This is a genomic window from Symplocastrum torsivum (genome assembly GCF_059505465.1).
In genome coordinates this window covers 26,075-45,193 of the sequence record NZ_JCACKQ010000055.1, presented here as the reverse complement: position 1 = coordinate 45,193, position 19,119 = coordinate 26,075, and the positions used below count along the sequence as shown (strand labels likewise).

Genomic DNA, 19,119 nt, shown 5'->3' with positions numbered 1-19,119 from the left:
AAGAGTGCATTTGTACTACTTCACCCTTCGCGTTGTGCCAGTTGCGTAAGTCCTGTCAATGTTGACCTTCAGCACACAATCAAACTCCGATCCGTTTAGCAATTACCAACGCTGTAAAGCTGGTCTAATTTTCTGTAAACTTCAGCACAATTTTGCCCCGTGTTCCTCCCTGCTCTAGACGCTGATGTGCCAGAACGACCTGATCCCAAGAAAATACTGAATCAATCACTGGGCGAAGCTGATGACGCTCGATCAGTTTTGTCAAAGCCTCTAATTTTGCTCGGTACTGGGGTGTCAAAACAAAATGAATCGTCAGATTCTTGCCCCATGCTTCAAGAAGCGATTGCGGAGTTGCAATGTCTACAATGCTCACGAGTCTACCGAAGGGACGAATGATATCTAGACTACGCTGAATTGTTTCTCCGCCAATCGTATCTAGAACTAAATCCACACCCAGTCCATTTGTTTCCTGACGAATGACTTCTACGTAATCTTCATTTTTGTAATCAATCACCCGATCTGCGCCCAGTTCTGTCACGAAATCTCGGTTTCTAGAACTACAGGTCGCAAAAACGTATGCCCCTATCGCTTTGGCGAGTTGAACTGCGATCGAACCTACTCCACCCGCACCCGCATGGATGAGAACTGTTTCACCAACTTGTAGATTGCCCCTAGTCACTAGACAATCCCAAGCAGTTCCGCCCGCAAGCGGAAAAGAAGCTGCTTCAATGTGCGATAGATTTGCAGGCTTCAATGCAACAATCGCTGCATCAGCCACATGATACTGAGCGTAGCTACCGAATTCTCCAAAAATTTGCGGCGAGTAATACACTTCATCTCCCACCTTGAAATCAGTCACAGCTTTGCCAATTGCCTCAATCACTCCTGAAACATCGACTCCAATGATGGCGGGTAATTGAACCAGTTCCTTGTAATCACCACGACGAGTTTGGTAATCGACCGGGTTAATCGAGGTTGCACAAACTCTGACTAACACCTGATTCGCCTTCAGTTTTGGTGTGGGAACAGTTTGAATCTCAAACTTCTCAGCATCACCAAACGCAGTTAACACGGCTGCCTGCATAGATTCCATCTGTGCCAACCCTCCTTGATTCAGAATAAATAGTGACGGGATTTCGGTACCACTCAGCGGAGGTAAATCCCTAACTTAGCAATAACCCATTGCCGCTTGTGCAAAACTCACGGAACAATTGCCGTAACGCGGATTTCAATCCGCATCGTTGGTAGCGCAAGGGCTGCGACGCCTAGCTCTGTCCAAATTGGGGCGTGGTTGGGCATGTAATGACGAAATAGCTTGACCATCACATCGTTAACTTCTGGGGGAAACCCACCAACATGGTAGGAATTAACGTGGACAACATGCTCCCAACCCGCACCAGCAGTTGCCAGGGTTCGCTCTATGTTCCGAAACGCCTGATCAATCTCATCCGCAAGCGATTCGGGAATTTGCAGATTGTCATCCCAGCCACCTTGTCCAGATATTTCTACGCGATCGCCAATTTTTACCGCTTGCGAGTAATGCAAGTTATTCAGCATGTATTCCCCATAGCCGGGGGTAACAAAAAACTTGGGCTTATTCATGGTGTTCCTATGCTTAACTTCTTTCAGATTCTTATTTCATTCGCGATCGTTGCCGAATTCTTTGTTTACTCACGCGATTGAAGTGAAGCCTGCTTGATATCTATAACGAGATCGGTTACTTGACGTTGAGCCTCTTCACTCAGCGAGTCAAACTCGTCCAGGAAAAATTGCCGTTCTAGCGTCAACTTCCGGGCATTGAGTAGCCCTTCAATTTGTCAATCTTGATCACGTTTCATCACGACGAATAGCTGCATCGAATCTCGTGACGGTGAAGTTTCGGGTTGTCCGGGCAGCATTACCCTGACAACTCCGCTCATGAGAGCAAGTTGAGAATTCAGGAAGTGGACGAAATTCACCTCACCCTCCAGGCGTGTTCCTTTGACAACGGTGTCGAAGGCTTGCTGGTTAAATTCAGCTATTTCTTTTCGACCCTTGAGATGCGTTCCCTCGAACGCGATGAAGTCGGCAGTTTCACTAAACGGAGCAGCAAAGTCTTCACCGCTGCCTCGATTCCAAGCATCAATCATCTGGTGAAGAAAATCACGGATTGCCGACTCGTCAGCAGTGGTGGTGGTTTGAGCTGTTTGTGAATTCATAGTTTTGGGCACCTAAATTACAATGATGCGGTTGCCTCAATTTCACCCAATGTTTCTTTTGAGCTGTATATAGAACGATGGCTAGGTTGTCTACGATCGTGAGCATATTTTAATCGTTCAAGAGTGGCGACATTTGCATTCCAATCAGTTCAATGGAGCGCATCAGTTGGGCGTGATTCATCTGCGCGTTGTCCATTTGAAAAGTTACTCTCGAAATGCCGCCGAGCGATTCGCTATGACGGCGGATTTTCTCCGCCACTTCTTTGGGACTGCCAACCAGTAACGCGCCGGTCGCACCGCGCTGCGCGTCAAAAGCGGCGCGCGTAACGGGCGGCCAGCCTCTCTCTCTGCCGATTCTAGTGAAGGTTTCGGCGTAGCCCGGAAAGAACTCTTCAACGGCTTGTTCGGTCGTGTCGGCGACATAACCGATTGAATGCAATGAAACTTTCAATGTTTCGGGCGCGTACCCGGCGCGCTTTCCGGCGTCGCGGTATAAATCGACGAGCGAGCGAAAGCGATGCGTTTCGCCGCCGATAATGGCGACCACGAGCGGCAGTCCAAGCATTCCGGCGCGGAGAAAGGATTGTGGCGTACCGCCGACCCCGATCCAGATGGGAAACGGCTTTTGCAGCGGACGCGGATAAATCGCTTGGTTTTCCAGCACGGGGCGAAATTTGCCCGACCAATCGACCGTTTCATTGTCCCGAATTTTGAGCAAGAGTTCGAGCTTTTCAGCGAAAATCTCGTCGTAGTCGCCGAGACTAAATCCGAATAGCGGAAAGGCTTCGGTGAACGAGCCGCGCCCGACAACCATTTCGGCGCGACCTTTTGAAATCAAATCGAGCGTGGCGAATTGTTGAAACACGCGCACCGGGTCAGCCGCGCTCAGCACCGTAACCGCGCTAGTTAGACGGATGCGCTCGGTGCGTGCGGCGGCAGCGGCGAGAATAACCGCGTTTGCCGAATCTAAAAATTCATGCCGATGATGCTCGCCAATACCGAAGATATCCAAGCCGGAACGATCCGCCTGCTCTATTCTCTCCAGCAGTTCGGCGATGGACTGCGTGGCATCCGCCGTTTCACCATTTTCACTCGTTCCAACCGAGGCAAAACTGTCAATTCCAACTTCCATATCATTTCCCAAGCATTTTGCGAATGAAATAGACTTAATCCGAAATAGTAGAAAGCCTTGGTGTACGAGTTAAGCTGCTGTTCTCTCGCTCAGCAAAACCGCCCAACCATTGTCAGCTCAGAGGGGCGCGCTACTACCGTGATCTGAATTATCAGGGAGCGGAATGAATTCAGTTTCACCGGGAACCGCCGGGAAGCGGCGGTCTTGCCAATCTCGTTTTGCCTGCTCGATACGCGCTGAGCGGCTCGACACAAAGTTCCAGTACTTTGTGCGATCGCCCACTGGTGCCCCGCCGATAATCATTGCTTTTGCCTCAGCCCCCGCACTGATATTTACTGATTCATCCGGCGCTAAAACGGCTAGACGATATGGCTCTAACGGCTCTCCATTTACGAACAGGCCGGAGGTGACGCTATAAACGGCCCTCTCTAAACCTTCTGTTGGCGCTAGCTGAAATTGACTACCCTCCGTGAAAACGAGCGCTAGGTAAAGAGTAGCAGAGTAGGTTTTAACGGGTGATTGGTGAGACTGGTAGCTACCGGCGATCAAGGTCGCGCTGGTGCCTGTTTGAATCCACCTCGGTAAATCAGTTGCCGGATAATGTGAAAAGCTGGGTTCAACTTCTTCAGCGGTTTCGGGGAGGGCAATCCAGGTCTGAATGCCGTGAAGAGTAGATTCTTTCTCTCTAAAGCTCTCGGACGATCGCTCAGAATGAACAATACCTTTGCCCGCTGTCATCCAGTTCACCTCGCCCGGAAAAATCTCTTGTACTGTACCTAGACTATCTCTATGCAGAAGGCTTCCTTCAAACAAATAGGTAACCGTCGCTAAATTGATGTGTGGATGGGGTCTAACATCGACGCCTTTTCCAGCCGGGAAAATAGCTGGGCCCAAGTGATCAAAGAAGATGAAAGGTCCAACCATTTTTAGGGTTTCACTCGGTAAGATGCGCTGTACGCTAAACCCACCTAAGTCGTGCTTTTCAGGCGTGATTAATTGCTGAATACTCATTTTTGTACGATCCATTCTGAGCATAGCTACCGAATTCTCCAAAAACTTGCGGCGAGTAATATACGTTGTCTCCCACCTTGAAATCAGTCACAGCTTCGCTAATTGCCTCAATCACCCCTGAAACATCGACTCCAAGAATGGCGGCTAATCGAACCAGTTCCTTGTAATCACCACGACAAGTTTGGTAGTCGATCGGGTAATTGCTGAAGGCTTGATTCGTCTATCGATTTTTGATTGTTTTCAGAAAACCAAGATAATTCGATGCTGCTTCCTGAGCATTTTCGATCAACAGCAAATGTCCTGCTTTGGGTAATTGAATAATTTGACTCCCTGGAAGACAGCGATGTGAGCGCTCGACATCCCGAATATCATAGATTTTGTCTTCCTGACCCCAAATCGCCAGGGTTGGAACCCGACTGTGAGGCAACTGACAAAGCACATCATCATAAAGATTCACAATGTCCCAAGTCTGCTGATAATTTCGATTACGATTCACATAATCGTTCACTTTCTCGGTTTTGACCTCATCCGGAATCGTAGGAGGCGTCACGAAAAGCAGACTGATTTCTAGATCGAACTGCTCTTTGGTAATCGGAATAAAGGGATTGATGCCCTCAATAATCGATTTCCTGACGCTAGTTGCCCAATTCGTTACGCCTAGCGGTGAACCGATAAAGGCGAGGCTGCGAACTTGGTTGGGATAAAGCTGGCTGTAAAGGACTGCGATCGTGCCCCCCATCGAGCTACCTGCAACATCAAGGGATTGAATCTTTAGCTGCTCGACAAACTGGTGCAAGAGGGCTACCTGATTCTCTAGTGCATAGTCTTTCACGGTAAATCCAGTACTCTTGGCATAACCGGGTAGATCGGGTGCGATCGCTTGATAGCCTGCTCTAGCCAACTCGCACATCATGCCATTCCACTGCTCTTTCTCGGCAAATAATCCATGCAGCAGTAAAATCGGCTGTCCTGTCCCTGCTTGATTATAGGAAAGCGTTCCACTCCCGATTTGGGTAGAGCGAGTTGCGATGTCACAGGTTGAAGCAGGAGTTGCGCGATTCAGCCAACCAGAGCCAACAAGCACACTGACAACCAGAACGATAATAACTAACCGAAGAATGAACTTTCTCATGAATAGTTTTTCCTGACTATTCCAAATCCCAGGGTAAACGCATCTGAATTTTAGTGACAAAAGTCGAAAACCTTTAGGATACAGCGCTGATCAATTCCTCGCTTTTCGCCCAAAGCTGCTTAGCTTTGTTAGCGTCAAGTGCATACGACCTTACGCCGTCGGCAAACGGGTTGGGCGTGTCATTGATCGGCGCAACTGCACAATCTTCGAGATAGTGTCCGCCGATCTCGTCTTTGTCAGCTACGACTGCTGCCCAGACCAACGTTGCGGCTGCCTGCGGAATTTCTTTCAACTCTTTCGGCGGCAGACCCGCTTCGGTGCGCTGCGTCAACGGTCTGCAAAAGTTCCTGCAAATCCTCTGGCGAGAAATGGCGGGGCAGGTCCGTGAGACTGTTTCCGGGCATCACCGAAGCAGCCCGAATGCCGCGATCGCGATGCCGCCTGTTAAACTCCACAGCGAACAGGGAATTGGCGGTTTTCGATCGGCTGTAGGCGACCCATGGATCGTATGCCTGCTGCTCAAAATTCGGATCGTCCAAGTCGATATCGGCACCGCGATGTGAGAGCGACGACAGGACTACCAGCCGTCCATTATCGACGAGCAGCGGCTCGATCTGATTGATCAGGGCGAAATGACCAAGATGGTTGGTTCCGAACTGGACTTCAAAGCCGTCGATCGTTCGACCGAACGGAGTTGCCATAACGCCAGCGTTAGCGATGATGGCATCGAACGGTTGACCGTCAGCCAACAGTTTATCCGCACAGGCATGAACGCTTTGCAAGGATGCCAGATCGAGATTGATCAACTCCAGGCTGCCGCCCTGCGACGCGGCATCACGAACCGATGCAGTAGCTGGCTCAGCTTTAGCGAGGTTCCTGACCGCGCCGACGACGCTAGCGCCGTGAGAGACCAGTGAGCGGGCGGTTTCAAGCCCAATGCCTGACGATGCACCCGTAATGAGAAATCGCTTTCCCTTGAGATTAATGCCGGAAAGCACCTCGTCGGCGGTCGATTTTGCACCAAATTTTTCAGCCATTTCTTTTCCTTTCGTTAATTGTGAGTGTAAAAGTTTTGATCTTTCGCATACCCTACGATCACCGCTCCTAAACCGCGAGAACCACCCGTTACCAGTGCAACTTTGCCTGCAAGTGTTGTCGTCATGATGGACTCCTTTGGATGTATTACTGCTCAATCAAACACTGCGTACTACCGGGATGCCCTTGAGGAACCAACGGCACGGAGAGTGATCGAGCAGATGATGCAGGTCGATTGCTACTTGGTCGCAACGTGTCGCACTGTCGTTCGACTACTGCGCTACATACCCACCATCTACCATCAACGTTTCACCTGTTACGAACGATGCCAGGTCAGATGATAAAAACAGGACTGCATTTGCAACTTCAAGAGGTGTTCCAACCCGTCCGATCGGGTGAAGTCCTGTTATGTAAGCTTTGGCTTCATCCTGCCCACCTGTAGCAGCTTCAAACATATCTGTTTCGATTGCTGCTGGTGCAACGACATTGATGCGAATACCTGCTTTGGCATATTGGAGGGCAGCAGCTTTTGTTAAGCCTACTACCGCATGTTTACTCGCGGTGTAGAGAGGTACGCTAGGAAGTGCAACTACTCCATTTGCAGATGCCGTATTGATGATCGAACCACTTCCCTGTTTCAACATCTGAGCAATTTCATATTTCATCGACCACCAAACGCCTTTGACATTGACGTTCATCATGCGATCGTATTCAGCTTCTGGTTGCTCAATCAATGAGGGATTTTCGCCGACAGTTCCTGCATTATTAAAGGCAATATCTAACTGACCAAAAACGCCAACCGCTTTATCAACCATTGCTTCAACATCGGCTTCTTTCGTGACATCTGCTTGCACAAAAATCGCCTCTCCGCCAGCTTCCTTGATCAATCGAACAGTTTCTTCACCTTCATCCATTCGACGACCCACCACCACCACCTTTGCTTGTTGTTGGGCATAAGCGATCGCAGTAGCTCTACCAATGCCCGATGTTCCTCCCGTCACTAAAGCAACCTTGTCTTTCAGCATCATGATAGTTACCTCTTGTTGTGAATGGCTGTGTCACTTTGTCAAAAACTCAATGAGCAATACGTGTAGGAGCCAGCAATAAGAAGCGCCTCCTACAACCAGGATGAGTACGATCCTGGCTGCGTGCCCCATAAATCCAGTCCCGCCAGTTCCATGCCGATCAATACTGACCTACGGCGATCGGCAACTCACGTTCAATGGTTCGCAATCGTTGCGAAAAATCATTTAAGATACGTTGACGAACTGCATCTGTTTGGCGAACGGGGGCATAAACAATCTGCGGAGCAAGAACGTCAAAACCAGCGAATTGCAGCATCCCTCGCTGAATTGGGCGCAGAATAGCATGGATATCACCGTTAAAACCGCCTGCAAGATAGTCCTCTTCTGTGCTACCTGTGGTCAACGAGAGCATTGCTTGCTTACCTCGAAATCTGCCCGTTTCATAAATATGTCCATTACCGTAAACACGCCCCATAACAAAGACGCGATCGACCCACCCCTTCAAAATTGCAGGGACACTGAACCACCACAAAGGGAATTGCCAAATCATCAGATCGCACCATTCCAGTTTTTGGATCTCAGCTTCAATTTCTGGAATGAATCCTCCAACTTCAGTTGCATACATCTCTTCAAGTTGCTGCTTAAAGTAGTCAGGATCTTTGACAGACGTAAAGTTGCGGCGATCGGATGCAGGGTCAAATCTCATGGTATGGAGATCTGAATATTGAACATCATGCCCAGAGTCTTTGAACGTGTCAATTGCTGTCTGAAACATTGCTCCGTTAAAGCTTTTCGACTCTGGGTGTGCAAGAACAATCAAAACTTTCATGTGAGTTGTTTCGTTTTCTAAGTTTCTAAACTTTTGCTAGGGCTGGATAATCCAGATAGCCTTTTTCACCACGGGTATAGAACGTGGCTGGGTCAGGCGAGTTGCGATCCTGGTTGCAAAATGGCGGGTTTAGGCATTGATATTTGCTGGCTCCTACGCTTAGTCGCGATCGCTGGCACGATCGATCAGTGCGTTTGAGGGCAAGCTCGGATCAAGTACCTTGCGCGCACTGTCAACCCCTACAACGGGCAGCGTACCAGGATCGAGCAAGCCAAGTTGAATCAATACACTCGCCTGATCCCAGTAGATGTGTTCATGGGCTAGCTTGCCGTCACGGAACCGAATAATCGCTACCACTGGCACTTCAACACGTTTAAGAGTCGGAGCAATGCCGGGTAGCATCCAGTCCATCTGAATGGTATGAGTGAACTTAGCCACCATTTCATCGACGAGTTGATTAGTCCCGATCGTGCGCGAGATTGGGGTCAACTCCATGTCGGGCGGCATCTGTGGAATCAAGTATTTGGAATAAAACTCGCGCACTGCTGGTTTCCCGACTCCCCCAGTCATTACCGGGATGTGGTTAACGTAAGCATCTTCAAGCATCGTAGCGAGGGCATCTTCAGTACTGTGAGTGCCAAACTCGTGTCGCAGATGCTCTTCCCAAAGTGCTTGCAAATACTCCTGGGCTGGTGTCAAATTGGTAGTTGCTTGTAAATTTGCTTGTCCGTCTACAGTTTGCTCTTTAACCATGATTAAATACTCCTGGTTTTATCTATCTAAAGTGTCTTGAGTTCCAAGGCTTGACTGCTTTCAGATTCTTAAAATGATTTGTCAGATTCTTGTTCGGCAACGCCAGCATTGGCAAAGATTACATCCAAGTGACCTTGCTCTTGCTCGATCGTGGCGTAAAGCCGATCGAGATCTGCCAGATTTGAGACATCGCCCTGAATGCCAGTAACGTTCTTACCAATCTCGTTTACAGCAGCATCAAGTTCAGTCTAACGACGACCCGTGATAAAGACATAGGCACCTTCGGCGACAAATCGCTTAGCAGTGGCAAGTCCGATGCCGCTGGTGCCGCCAGTGACGAGTGCAACTTTTTCTGAGAGTTTTTGCGAAATCATGATGTCTTCTGAATTTCTCTGAATAAGGTTTGTAGCGTTTACGACCTACTTGTGAATAAGGGGAGTGAGGGCTGCGCCTCCAGCCAGGGTTCCATCCCTACGACCCGTCAGGCTCCAATTAGGATTGCTGTAGTGGTTGCAGATCTGGATTACCTGTTGTTCAAGCGGTATAGCCGCCATCAATTTTGAGACTTGCGCCCGTAACAAAAGCCGCTTCAGAACTGGCGAGATAAGAGACCATGCCAGCTACCTCGTCACCCTGTCCATAGCGACCGAGGGCAGTCATCGGTCTGCTCTACGGCAAAGTCGCTGTCTGCGGGATTCATATCGCTGTCGATCGCTACTTGGTCGCAACGTTTCGTACTGCCTTTCAACTACTGCGCTACATACCCACCATCTACCATCAACGTTTCACCTGTTATGAACGATGCCATGTCAGATGATAAAAACAGGACTGCATTTGCAACTTCAAGAGGTGTTCCAACCCGTCCGATCGGGTGAAGTCCTGTTATGTAAGCTTTGGCTTCATCCTGCCCACCTGTAGCAGCTTCAAACATATCTGTTTCGATTGCTGCTGGTGCAACGACATTGATGCGAATACCTGCTTTGGCATATTGGAGGGCAGCAGCTTTTGTTAAGCCTACTACCGCATGTTTACTCGCGGTGTAGAGGAGTATGTTAGGAAGTGCAACGACTCCAACCACAGATGCCATATTGACGATCGCACCACTTCCCTGTTTCAACATCTGAGCAATTTCATATTTCATCGACAACCAAACACCTTTGACATTGACATTCATAGTGCGGTCATATTCAGCTTCTGTTTGCTCAATCAATGAGGGATTTTCGCCGCCCATTCCTGCATTATTAAAGGCAATATCCAACCGACCAAAAACGTCAATCGTTTTATCAACTATTGCTTTAACATCGGCTTCTTTCGTAACATCTGCTTGCACAAAAATAGCCTCTCCGTCAGCTTTCTTAATCAATCGAACCGTTTCTTCACCTTTATCAATTCGACGACCAACTACCACCACCTTTGCTTGTTGTTTGGCATAAGCGATCGCTGTTGCTCTGCCAATTCCCGATGTGCCTCCGGTGACTAACGCCACTTTATCTTGCAGTATCATTCTGTTTCTCCTGTTTCAATTTCGTCAGTTTGTATCGGGTAAGCTTGTCTCAGCAACTCAGTGACTTCTTGCGCGATCGCAATCAGAGCATGATTGACTGAGGAGTCCTGAAGAGAATCAGTCTGAGGTGTACCTTCATGCCCAGAATTATTCTTGCCTTGTACTAGTAAACGTGTCATAGAATTATCCTCAATGAAATACTGATTTGTAATTCACTAAATCAATACGCAGGAATTCAGTTGTTGGCATGGTTCAAAAAGCGGTAATTTTGTTCAGCAGAATAGGCAAAGTCTAGCCATCAAAATTAGATGGCTTACAGCACTTACAGGCAAGTCAGATATGAATTGAGAGCAAAGATCGGGGAACTTAATGACTTGCAGCAATCATGGCAGCCATCAACTCCGTCGTGTTCCAGCGCTCGGCATACCGAATTCCATTGATAAACAGGACTGGGGCAGTCGTTACTCCACTCTGCATTCCGCCTTCAATATCTTCGTTGATGCGATCGATATGCACTTGTTTAGACAACTCTTTGAGAAATTGAGGAATGTCAAGCCCTAAATCATTGGCGTACTCGACAAGATAACCGTTCTCCAACCTTTGTTGATGGTCAAATAAAGTATCGCTCATTAACCAAAACTTTCCTTGGGCGGCGGCGGCTTCAGCGACTTGGGCTGCCCGTTGAGCATGGGGATGAATCTGTGTTTGTGGAAAATGACGGAAGATGAAGCATAAATAATTTTCTCCAAAAGCAGCACTAAGCTCTCGTTTGATCGCTTTAATCAGCTTGTAAACGTCCGCACTTCTAGGGCATTGATAGTCTCCGTACATCACCAGCACTACCTTGGCACTCAGAATACCTTGAATCCAATCTTGAGTTGAAGGTGGTACAAGTAAAGACCTGTGGCTACTTTCGTTGCTCATCTTTTTACATCTGTATCAAGCATGGAAACGTGCAATTTACTTGCTCGATCCATTTGCATGACTGCTTGCATAAATTCAATATAGGTGGTCGCCTTCAAGCTGTCGCCTATAGCAAGTTAAATTTTTTACAGTGCAAATTGATAGATTAACCATGCCATCGCAAAGTATAAAGCTGGCTCTAACTTAAGTTAGAATCCGAATTTGATCGAAAGTACGTCCTACAAACTTACAATGCCGCGCTTAACGGCAACAATCACAGCTTGGGTGCGATCGCTGACATCTAGCTTATTCAAAATCCGATTGACATGGGATTTGTACCTTCACCGATGCTCAAAGCCGCCGCAATATCAGCGTTACTCATCCCCTGTGCCAGTGAACGGAGTACCGCCAGTTCTCGTTCACTCAGTTCTGGATTGCTCATTCGCTGTATCATACAACGCATACGGGAATGGCTAACTCATAACTTGAAGAACAAAAATTTCATCGAGCTGAAAACTTTAGATGAAAGTTCGAGGATACGCTTAGTACAGCGTCGCAGAAGTAGGCGAAAATAGAAGGTTGGTACAAGCTGGGGCAACCCTGACTTGAAACCATTGATATGTATAGGTTTCAGCCTTTGTTTCTTAATGATGAATGATACCCATTTTCACCACTTATTAATAAGTTTTCTAAATATACTATTTTGACTGAATTTGACAAACTCTCTTAAATCTGCACTTTTGATAAATTTCTGAAAATACGACTATCTATTCATTTATGCTCAACTCAAATCTGGGATTGCCTGATAGGAGTTGAGAATGAATGGTCAAACCACATTGGGATACAGAAGAACTCGTCGAAAATTGGACACTTCTTCCCCAAGAATTAGAACGGGTCAATAAGAAAGTCGGTGCTAATCAGATTGGTTTTGCCATTTTACTAAAATCTTTTCAACTAGTGGCTCGGTTTCCTGACTCAGATGCCGAAATACCAGACCTTATTATCTCTTACATCGCCTCACAACTAAAAATTGACCCTAATTTGTATTCTCAATACAATTGGCAAGGACGTTCTCTTAAAAATCATCGTGCGGAAATTCGTCAGTTATTCGGGTTTCGGACTGCTACTCTCTCGGATTCGGAGGAGATGTCTAATTGGTTAATCGAAAACATTTTGCCTAATGAACAAAGATTTGAACCACTCCTTCAACTTATCTATCAAAGGTTTCGGGAATTACAAATTGAACCCCCAACCCCCCAACAGGTTGAACGTTTAACTCGTAGTGCTATTCACCAACACGAAACCAAGTTCTGTAATCAAATTTTCTCTCAACTTACTCCCACAAATATCGAACAAATTGACCTTCTCCTCACCACAGAAGAAACCAATAACATAGAAAAGGCTGACTCAGAGAAGCTTCAGGGAAAACTTAAAGCATCGGACTTGGCTTTTGCTTTTACTCACCTATTGGGGTTTCAGTTAATGCCCAGGCTCAAGCGGATTAAAACGCAGAAGTTGTATCATCCTTATACTGGTCACAGTGATGCCTATCCTAATCTACAGCCCATTCTGACCCGTCCGATTAATTGGGATTTAATTCGCCAACAATACGACCAGATGGTGAAGTATGCCACAGCTTTGAGGTTGGGAACGGCAGAAACCGAAGCCATATTAAAACGTTTTAGCAAAAATCCGATTATTCACCCTACCTATCTAGCTTTGCTGGAATTGGGTCGAGTAATTAAGACAATTTTCCTGTGCCAATATCTCGAAGAGGAGGCAGTACGACGGGAAGTTAATGAAGGCTTAAATGTGGTGGAAAGATGGAATGGGGTTAATGATTTTATCTTTTACGGTAAAGGTGGGGAGTTTGCCTCAAATCGCTTGGAAACTCAGGAGTTATCCGTGTTATCTTTGCACCTATTGCAAATATGTTTGGTGTATGTGAATACCTTGATGATTCAGAGTGTACTAGCTCAGAAGCATTGGGAGCAAAAGCTTACTGCAACTGATTTAAGAGCAATTACACCTCTGATTTTTAGTCATGTCAATCCTTATGGCACGTTCAAGTTGGATATGACCGAAAGAATTGCTCGGCTAACGCAACTATCGGTAGCTTAATCCGGAAAGAAACTTTCAAACCTTTGAGGTGACATCTGTGTATAACGAACTGTGTGGTGAATGTTCTTATGCCCTAAATAATCTTGAATCGCTCTAGTATCATGCCCAAGAGAAGCTAAATAGTAGCCACAAGCGTGGCGCAGTTGATGGGGATGAACCATTAATGGTATTCCAGCTAGTTCTCCTGCTCTAGCTACGATGTGGCGAATTGAGCGAGTTGAGAGAGGAGCTTTTCGTTCTGATACGAAAACGTATTGGGTATCGGGATAACTCTTGAGAATTTGACGTAAGGCTCTGAGTTCCGGAGAACGTAGGGGATGAATGCTATCATGACCATGTTTGGCTCTTCGGACTTCGATGTAGCCTCCTACTAAATCTACCTGCAACCATTTCAGAGCTACTAATTCAGCGGTTCTCAGCCCGTGACGAAACATCAGTAGAATAATCGCTGCATCTCTGACACCATGACGACCTACTTTTTTGGCCGCGCTCATTATGGCTTTGACTTCTGAGATGCGTAGATATTCTCGTTCTGATGAAGATGATTTTTTCGGTGGTGGAAGAGGACGAGAAAATATCTTTGCCGAAAATGGAAGTTGGCTGGTGAGAAATAGCATGGGTCAATCCCTCATGCTGGGGTAGATATTTCCAGCATACTTTGCCTAGAAGGAGACAAATTAGGCAAAGTCATGATTTGTATTACTTATCAGTCCAGCCCTAAAAAGGGGTTGACTTTTGCAATAACACACTACATTGCCCCTGGTTGCACGAACCTTCTATTTTCGCCAAGTAAGTAAGCAGTTAGAAAGGTGGTAGGATTAGCTCAAATTTGAGCGAACAGCCAAAAGCGGCTCAAGCAAAAAGATGTCGGGTCTATCACCATTACCAATCCAGTTAAGTCAACGGCAGCAAGCAATTGTGCAACAAATCTTGCGTCGTCATACCAGTTCACAACGGCTAGTCAGACAGGTACAGATTATTCTCAAAGCTCATCAAGGTGAACTCGCCGAGAAATTCAGTCGAACAGCGGCGAGGTCGCACTTCGGTAAAAAGCTGTAAACTTCAATCCTTCAGCGTTAGCTATGCTTACTTAAAGGCGTTGCCTTGCTTGAAAAGCTTAAAAGATTTGGAAGGATCTTGTTTTTAACAAACTGCTCGAATGTTGTGGGTGTTGTTGCTTCCGGGGTTCGTGCTGTGGCATAAACTCCATCCGGATCGCCAAGCGCACGGAATAGATCACCCATTTCGCGCTGAACCTCAGCAGTCGCTCCCATTGCGGCAAACTGCTGCTGGAGCGATTCGATACTGACTTGAGCATATTCAATCGAATAGCTCAACACTCGTGACAAGATAGCAGATGTTTCAAGCAATGTTAGGTTTTCGGCTCCCATTAAATTACGAGTCCACTGACCTGCCCAACGCTGATCCAGGAGATAGTGTGCTGCCACATCTCCGATATCATCAGTGCTAATCCAGGGAATATCATGATCACTCGGATAAGGAAATCGAACCGTGCGTTCGCTTTGGATCGTCTCGATTTGCGCCAGGAAATTCTCCATAAAATAGCCGGGACGTAAGTGAACTACATTGGCAGCCATTTGATTGAGGATTGATTCAACAGTTCCACTGAATGAAACTGTGCCCAAGTTTGGTTTTGCACCCGCACCAATGCTGGAAATGTTCACGACTCGCGGAATGCCGTTTGCGGATACAGCGTTCGCGCCCGCTTTTGCGGTTTGAAGATACCAATCCCTCATGTTAGGCACATCGAGCTTCGGTGGTGTCAGCCAAAACAAAGCATCTGCCCGCTGGGTTACTTCTATCAATTCTTGAGCATCATCGCTGCTGATCGGCTGAACGCGAACTTCGCTGTTGCCGGAGGCAATCGCACCTTCGACCAGATCCGCTAACTTCTCTGGATGTCGGGCTAAAAGAATCGTTTCGGCTCCTGCCTGGATGACTTTTTCTGCGGTACGTCGTCCAATGTTACCAGATGCGGCTGCAATTACAATTTTCATCTCTGTCCTATCTATGGGTTTGAATCCAGTCGAAGGCAGTTTCGCTGCTACCCATTAGCTCAAGTATTGGAGCCGGATTCCAGTATTCGCGGTAGTGAATAATCTTTCCATTCTTGGTTTCTAGTCGCACCACATAGTCTTGCTGATAGGGCTGACCCGTCGCTACAAACACAGCTTCCCCATGAAATTCAGCGAATAGAACATTTGGAATCAGTGTTTGATATTCACAAACATCGGTAAAGACCCAGTTTTGCAATTGTGAGACTGCATTCTTCATGTGGTTGTAGATTGCAGGTTTGCCTTCAAATCGAACAATCGCACCTAGCGCAGATGCATAGGGAAATTCTACGATCGCATTTTCAGCCAAGAGATCAGACCAAGCCTCCACATCTGTTCCAATCAATGCAAGATGAGTGGCAAAAACTTGAGCGATCGAATTTTGTTCCATATCTCGTGTTGGTTAGTTAAGGATCGGACAAAAGCTGTAGGGCGAGGACGACCCGATTAGCCTGCTTGCTAGAGTGTTACGGACACTCTTATCGGGAATGCGGGCGAGGAATTGATAACTAACTCCTCACCTTCCCTTTTTTTATTTTGTGCGTGCGCGTTGCAATTAGGTGCTTTTACACAGGTGCCATTTGCCGATCAAGCTTGGTCTCTCGTCCATCTCGTTGCACGGATTGAGCTTTGTCATAGCTCTCCATCAGGGCGCGGTAAGGCGGCACGATGTGGTCAACCGCAATAGCGGCAAACTCCATTGCGTCCGGACGGTTCCACGTGTTCATGAGTTCGCTCATTACTGCGTAAGTGTCGATGGGCATGGCTCCCGCCTGGACGACGCGAGCCAGAGTGAGGTCGGTTGCCATCTGGCTCCAGTTGCCGGAAGCGTCAATGATCGTGAAGACCTTGTAACCAGCTGCCAGTGCGCTCAGAGTCGGAAACGCCATGCATGTACTGGTGAGAGTTCCGGCGATGAGGAGAGTCTTTCGCCCGGTCTTCTCGATAGCATCTACCCAAGCTGGGTTATCCCAGGCATTAATCTGTCCTGTGCGCGGAATGTAAACTGCCTCAGGATTGTGCTGGTGGATTTCGGGAATCAGGGGACCATTGGGACCATCGGGTACCGAAGCAGTTGTGAAGGTCGGAATCTTGACGAGTCGGGAAATCTTAGCGAGCGCTGTGACATTGGAGCGGAGAACTGGGAGTTCGATATCACGCACAAGATGGAAGAGTCCGCTCTGATGATCAATCAGCAGCAGCACGGCGTCGTTGGGATCGATCATTGTGTCGATGGTGTTGCTCATGGGTTTGTCTCCTTTTTCATTCAAATTCAATCAATGTCGTTTTTTCCTAGCTATCTGAAGTGTGGCCAGTTCTAGTACTCAGCTTCTTTCAGAATAAGTTCAATATAGGAAATCACCTTCAAGCTGTCGTCTATAGTGAGTTAAAAGTTTGACAGTAGAAATTGATAGAGTAATCGTTCCATCGCAAAGTAGAAGGTCGGCTCTAACTTAAGTTAGACTCTCAACTTGATCGAAAGTACACCCTACAAACTAACAATGCCGCGCTTAACCGCAACAATCACAGCCTGGGTGCGATCGCTGACATCTAACTTATTCAAAATTCGATTGACATGGGATTTGACCGTGCCTTCACCAATACTCAAAGCAGTCGCAATATCGGCATTACTCATCCCCTGTGCCAGTGAGCGGAGGACTGCCAGTTCTCTTTCACTCAGTTCTGGATTGCTGAGGCGCTGTACCAACTTGGCTCCTACATCGGGCGGAATATACTTCTGACCCCGATGAACAGTACGAATCGCATTCAGAAGCTCGTCCGGTTCAGTTTCTTTCAACAGGTATCCTTTTGCGCCTGCCTGCAATCCCCGATAGATATCTTCGTAACTATCATACGTGGTTAGTACAATAATCCGAGCCGATTTAGCAGCAGCACAAATTGCACCGATGGCGGCAACTCCTTCCACTTCCGGCATTCGCAGATCCATTAAAGTGACATCCGGTTGGTGTTCCCCAAATAGAGCGATCGCTTGTTCCCCATTTTCGGCTTGGGCAATCACCTGCATCTCTGGGTCACGGTCAATAATCGTGGCTAATCCTTGCCGAAAAATGGCATGATCGTCCGCAATCAGAACCTGAATGGTCGTAGCTTGGCTCATCGTGATGCTCACTCAAGGGTTGACGGTGACAATAATTTCTGTTCCTTGTCCAGGTTGACTCCGAATAGTGAGTTGTGCGCCGATGCGCTCTGCCCGTTCGCTCATGCCGAGTAAGCCAAAACCCTCAGAGGATGAAATAGACCTCTTGCATAAATCCGAAAAGGGCGAAGCATTTGCGGATAAAAACCCTGATTTCACCGATAAATCTGGCCGCAAATGCTTCGCCCTACAGCTAAAAATCGACTTTTGCAAGAGATCTATTTTTGTTTAAGTCCCACTACCAAGTGCAAATTCTCCAACAGATGTTTCAGCGTAATAATTGCATCCTGCTGCTTTAGCAAATAAATCGGAGTCACCAGTACCAATACCGCAAGGAGCAAGATTCATCGCTGTTGCCACTAAATACATAGTTTGGTATAAAGCACCAACGTGTTTCAGCATAAGTGCGTAAGCTATAGATTCATACTTCCAAGCTAAGCGTTGGAATCGAGCGGTAATTACAATTAGGACTTGAGGTATCTCTTGCTTTCCCATTGCCATACTAGCTCCCTTCAGTAAGGCTTCCACAGCTTCCGTTTCGCTGGAAATACAACACAATTCATGAGCTTGCAGCTGATAGTAATACAAACCCGGCAAAATATCCTGGCAGCGATTAACAACAGGATAAAGTTCTAGTTCATACATTGCTCCACCACTAGGATAAGGACGGCTGAGCAATTCACCTTTCTCGGTTTGGAGCAGGTTTCTAATTCTGGCGCAACGATAGAGAAATTCTCCTAGCTGTTGAGCCGTGATTGGCATTTCTCCATGTTCTCCAATAGATTTTCTACTTTCCAAAACCTGAGTGAAAGAAATATCTGAAGTTTTGAGATTTTCTAAATCGGGTTTATATAGTGTTATGCTTTTGTTCCATGTTCGAGGCTTGAGGGCTGGAAGCGGTGCGATCTGACCTAAAAAACGGTACGTTCCGCCAACTGGATTAGCATGTCTGCCGCTGCGGCTGCGAGAATGAAACAGTAAGTCGTGGAATTCCCATTGAGCTAAGATAATATCGGTTTGTTCTGAAATAGCTCCATCTTCAGCCACTTCAGACAGCATTTGCGTACTCAAGAGTAAACTAGTAAATTGTTGGATTGTATCGAGTTCAATCCCCTGAATTTGTGTTGCTATTTCACGGCAAATACAAGGATTAGCAAGTAAACCCACTATAGCTATTGCTTGCCAACTTAATAGATGAATTACCATTTTTGATAATGGCGACTCTAATATCATCTGTCCATTA

Annotated in this window: 22 protein-coding genes and 5 pseudogenes; 4 read left to right on the top strand and 23 right to left on the bottom strand. The window is 47.0% G+C overall.

The genetic code is table 11. The annotated features are described in order from the left end of the window. Positions 1 to 124 precede the first annotated feature (124 nt). The 17 genes and pseudogenes from AC5JL3_RS17980 to AC5JL3_RS17900 form a co-directional block, all read right to left on the bottom strand. Complete coding sequence (locus AC5JL3_RS17980) at positions 125 to 1,093, bottom strand: zinc-dependent alcohol dehydrogenase family protein (RefSeq protein WP_496075785.1); 969 nt, start codon at positions 1,091 to 1,093, stop codon at positions 125 to 127. Between the two features lie 107 nt (positions 1,094 to 1,200). Beyond that, positions 1,201 to 1,602 (bottom strand): RidA family protein, encoded by a 402-nt coding sequence (locus AC5JL3_RS17975; protein ID WP_496075784.1) that lies wholly within the window; start codon positions 1,600 to 1,602, stop codon positions 1,201 to 1,203. Between the two features lie 215 nt (positions 1,603 to 1,817). Further along, positions 1,818 to 2,198 (bottom strand): SgcJ/EcaC family oxidoreductase, encoded by a 381-nt coding sequence (locus AC5JL3_RS17970; RefSeq protein ID WP_496075783.1) that lies wholly within the window; start codon positions 2,196 to 2,198, stop codon positions 1,818 to 1,820. 109 nt (positions 2,199 to 2,307) lie between these two features. Then, positions 2,308 to 3,330, bottom strand: coding sequence for an LLM class flavin-dependent oxidoreductase (locus tag AC5JL3_RS17965; RefSeq protein ID WP_496075782.1), 1,023 nt, complete (start codon positions 3,328 to 3,330; stop codon positions 2,308 to 2,310). Positions 3,331 to 3,447: 117 nt separating this feature from the next. Next, complete coding sequence (locus AC5JL3_RS17960; protein ID WP_496075781.1) at positions 3,448 to 4,341, bottom strand: pirin family protein; 894 nt, start codon at positions 4,339 to 4,341, stop codon at positions 3,448 to 3,450. Next, positions 4,313 to 4,540, bottom strand: a pseudogene (locus tag AC5JL3_RS17955) (alcohol dehydrogenase catalytic domain-containing protein); the annotation flags it as partial. The pseudogene AC5JL3_RS17955 and the gene AC5JL3_RS17960, both read right to left, overlap by 29 nt. A gap of 21 nt (positions 4,541 to 4,561) precedes the next feature. Further along, positions 4,562 to 5,473 carry an alpha/beta fold hydrolase gene (locus AC5JL3_RS17950; protein WP_496075780.1) on the bottom strand — a complete coding sequence of 304 codons (912 nt, stop codon included), beginning with the start codon at positions 5,471 to 5,473 and terminating at the stop codon, positions 4,562 to 4,564. A gap of 236 nt (positions 5,474 to 5,709) precedes the next feature. Next, positions 5,710 to 6,510: an SDR family NAD(P)-dependent oxidoreductase gene (locus AC5JL3_RS17945; RefSeq protein ID WP_496075779.1), complete on the bottom strand. Its 801-nt coding sequence runs from the start codon at positions 6,508 to 6,510 to the stop codon at positions 5,710 to 5,712. A 270-nt stretch (positions 6,511 to 6,780) separates the two neighbouring features. Continuing rightward, positions 6,781 to 7,536 (bottom strand): SDR family oxidoreductase, encoded by a 756-nt coding sequence (locus tag AC5JL3_RS17940; RefSeq protein ID WP_496075778.1) that lies wholly within the window; start codon positions 7,534 to 7,536, stop codon positions 6,781 to 6,783. 157 nt (positions 7,537 to 7,693) lie between these two features. After that, on the bottom strand, positions 7,694 to 8,362 hold the full coding sequence (locus tag AC5JL3_RS17935) for an NAD(P)H-dependent oxidoreductase (protein ID WP_190736661.1): 669 nt from the start codon (positions 8,360 to 8,362) through the stop codon (positions 7,694 to 7,696). Positions 8,363 to 8,521: 159 nt separating this feature from the next. Further along, positions 8,522 to 9,115, bottom strand: coding sequence for an ester cyclase (locus tag AC5JL3_RS17930; RefSeq protein WP_496075777.1), 594 nt, complete (start codon positions 9,113 to 9,115; stop codon positions 8,522 to 8,524). 68 nt (positions 9,116 to 9,183) lie between these two features. Beyond that, a pseudogene (locus tag AC5JL3_RS17925) lies at positions 9,184 to 9,489 on the bottom strand (SDR family oxidoreductase). A 160-nt stretch (positions 9,490 to 9,649) separates the two neighbouring features. Then, positions 9,650 to 9,775 carry an SDR family oxidoreductase gene (locus AC5JL3_RS17920; protein ID WP_496075776.1) on the bottom strand — a complete coding sequence of 42 codons (126 nt, stop codon included), beginning with the start codon at positions 9,773 to 9,775 and terminating at the stop codon, positions 9,650 to 9,652. 88 nt (positions 9,776 to 9,863) lie between these two features. After that, positions 9,864 to 10,619, bottom strand: coding sequence for an SDR family oxidoreductase (locus AC5JL3_RS17915; protein WP_496075775.1), 756 nt, complete (start codon positions 10,617 to 10,619; stop codon positions 9,864 to 9,866). After that, positions 10,616 to 10,798 carry a hypothetical protein gene (locus AC5JL3_RS17910; RefSeq protein WP_496075774.1) on the bottom strand — a complete coding sequence of 61 codons (183 nt, stop codon included), beginning with the start codon at positions 10,796 to 10,798 and terminating at the stop codon, positions 10,616 to 10,618. Before AC5JL3_RS17910 ends, AC5JL3_RS17915 begins: the two co-directional genes overlap by 4 nt. 187 nt (positions 10,799 to 10,985) lie before the next feature. Beyond that, positions 10,986 to 11,543 (bottom strand): DsbA family protein, encoded by a 558-nt coding sequence (locus AC5JL3_RS17905; RefSeq protein WP_496075773.1) that lies wholly within the window; start codon positions 11,541 to 11,543, stop codon positions 10,986 to 10,988. 218 nt (positions 11,544 to 11,761) lie between these two features. Next, a pseudogene (locus tag AC5JL3_RS17900) lies at positions 11,762 to 11,976 on the bottom strand (response regulator transcription factor); the annotation flags it as partial. Between the two features lie 368 nt (positions 11,977 to 12,344). Here AC5JL3_RS17900 and AC5JL3_RS17895 point away from each other — a divergent pair. Beyond that, a pseudogene (locus tag AC5JL3_RS17895) lies at positions 12,345 to 12,794 on the top strand (DUF4158 domain-containing protein); the annotation flags it as partial. Between the two features lie 15 nt (positions 12,795 to 12,809). Next, positions 12,810 to 13,643 (top strand): annotated as a pseudogene (locus AC5JL3_RS17890) (Tn3 family transposase); the annotation flags it as partial. Here the strand turns inward: AC5JL3_RS17890 and AC5JL3_RS17885 are convergent. Beyond that, entirely contained in the window at positions 13,640 to 14,137 is a 498-nt protein-coding gene (locus tag AC5JL3_RS17885) for a tyrosine-type recombinase/integrase (RefSeq protein WP_496075772.1), read from the bottom strand. The pseudogene AC5JL3_RS17890 and the gene AC5JL3_RS17885 sit on opposite strands and share 4 nt — an antisense overlap. A gap of 1 nt (position 14,138) precedes the next feature. Here AC5JL3_RS17885 and AC5JL3_RS17880 point away from each other — a divergent pair, with 1 nt between their 5' ends. Then, positions 14,139 to 14,285 carry a hypothetical protein gene (locus AC5JL3_RS17880; RefSeq protein ID WP_496075771.1) on the top strand — a complete coding sequence of 49 codons (147 nt, stop codon included), beginning with the start codon at positions 14,139 to 14,141 and terminating at the stop codon, positions 14,283 to 14,285. Positions 14,286 to 14,507: 222 nt separating this feature from the next. Continuing rightward, on the top strand, positions 14,508 to 14,702 hold the full coding sequence (locus tag AC5JL3_RS17875) for a hypothetical protein (RefSeq protein WP_496075770.1): 195 nt from the start codon (positions 14,508 to 14,510) through the stop codon (positions 14,700 to 14,702). A 17-nt stretch (positions 14,703 to 14,719) separates the two neighbouring features. On the opposite strand, the gene AC5JL3_RS17870 is transcribed toward AC5JL3_RS17875, so the two are convergent. The 5 genes from AC5JL3_RS17870 to AC5JL3_RS17850 form a co-directional block, all read right to left on the bottom strand. Then, on the bottom strand, positions 14,720 to 15,661 hold the full coding sequence (locus tag AC5JL3_RS17870; RefSeq protein WP_496075769.1) for an NmrA family NAD(P)-binding protein: 942 nt from the start codon (positions 15,659 to 15,661) through the stop codon (positions 14,720 to 14,722). Positions 15,662 to 15,668: 7 nt separating this feature from the next. After that, a complete protein-coding gene (locus tag AC5JL3_RS17865) occupies positions 15,669 to 16,109 on the bottom strand; it encodes a nuclear transport factor 2 family protein (protein WP_333433094.1) in 441 nt (146 codons plus the stop codon). A gap of 175 nt (positions 16,110 to 16,284) precedes the next feature. Further along, positions 16,285 to 16,965, bottom strand: coding sequence for an isochorismatase family protein (locus AC5JL3_RS17860; protein ID WP_496075768.1), 681 nt, complete (start codon positions 16,963 to 16,965; stop codon positions 16,285 to 16,287). Between the two features lie 242 nt (positions 16,966 to 17,207). Then, positions 17,208 to 17,837: a response regulator gene (locus AC5JL3_RS17855; protein WP_496075751.1), complete on the bottom strand. Its 630-nt coding sequence runs from the start codon at positions 17,835 to 17,837 to the stop codon at positions 17,208 to 17,210. A 267-nt stretch (positions 17,838 to 18,104) separates the two neighbouring features. Beyond that, positions 18,105 to 19,109: a SagB/ThcOx family dehydrogenase gene (locus AC5JL3_RS17850; RefSeq protein WP_496075767.1), complete on the bottom strand. Its 1,005-nt coding sequence runs from the start codon at positions 19,107 to 19,109 to the stop codon at positions 18,105 to 18,107. Positions 19,110 to 19,119: the final 10 nt, after the last annotated feature.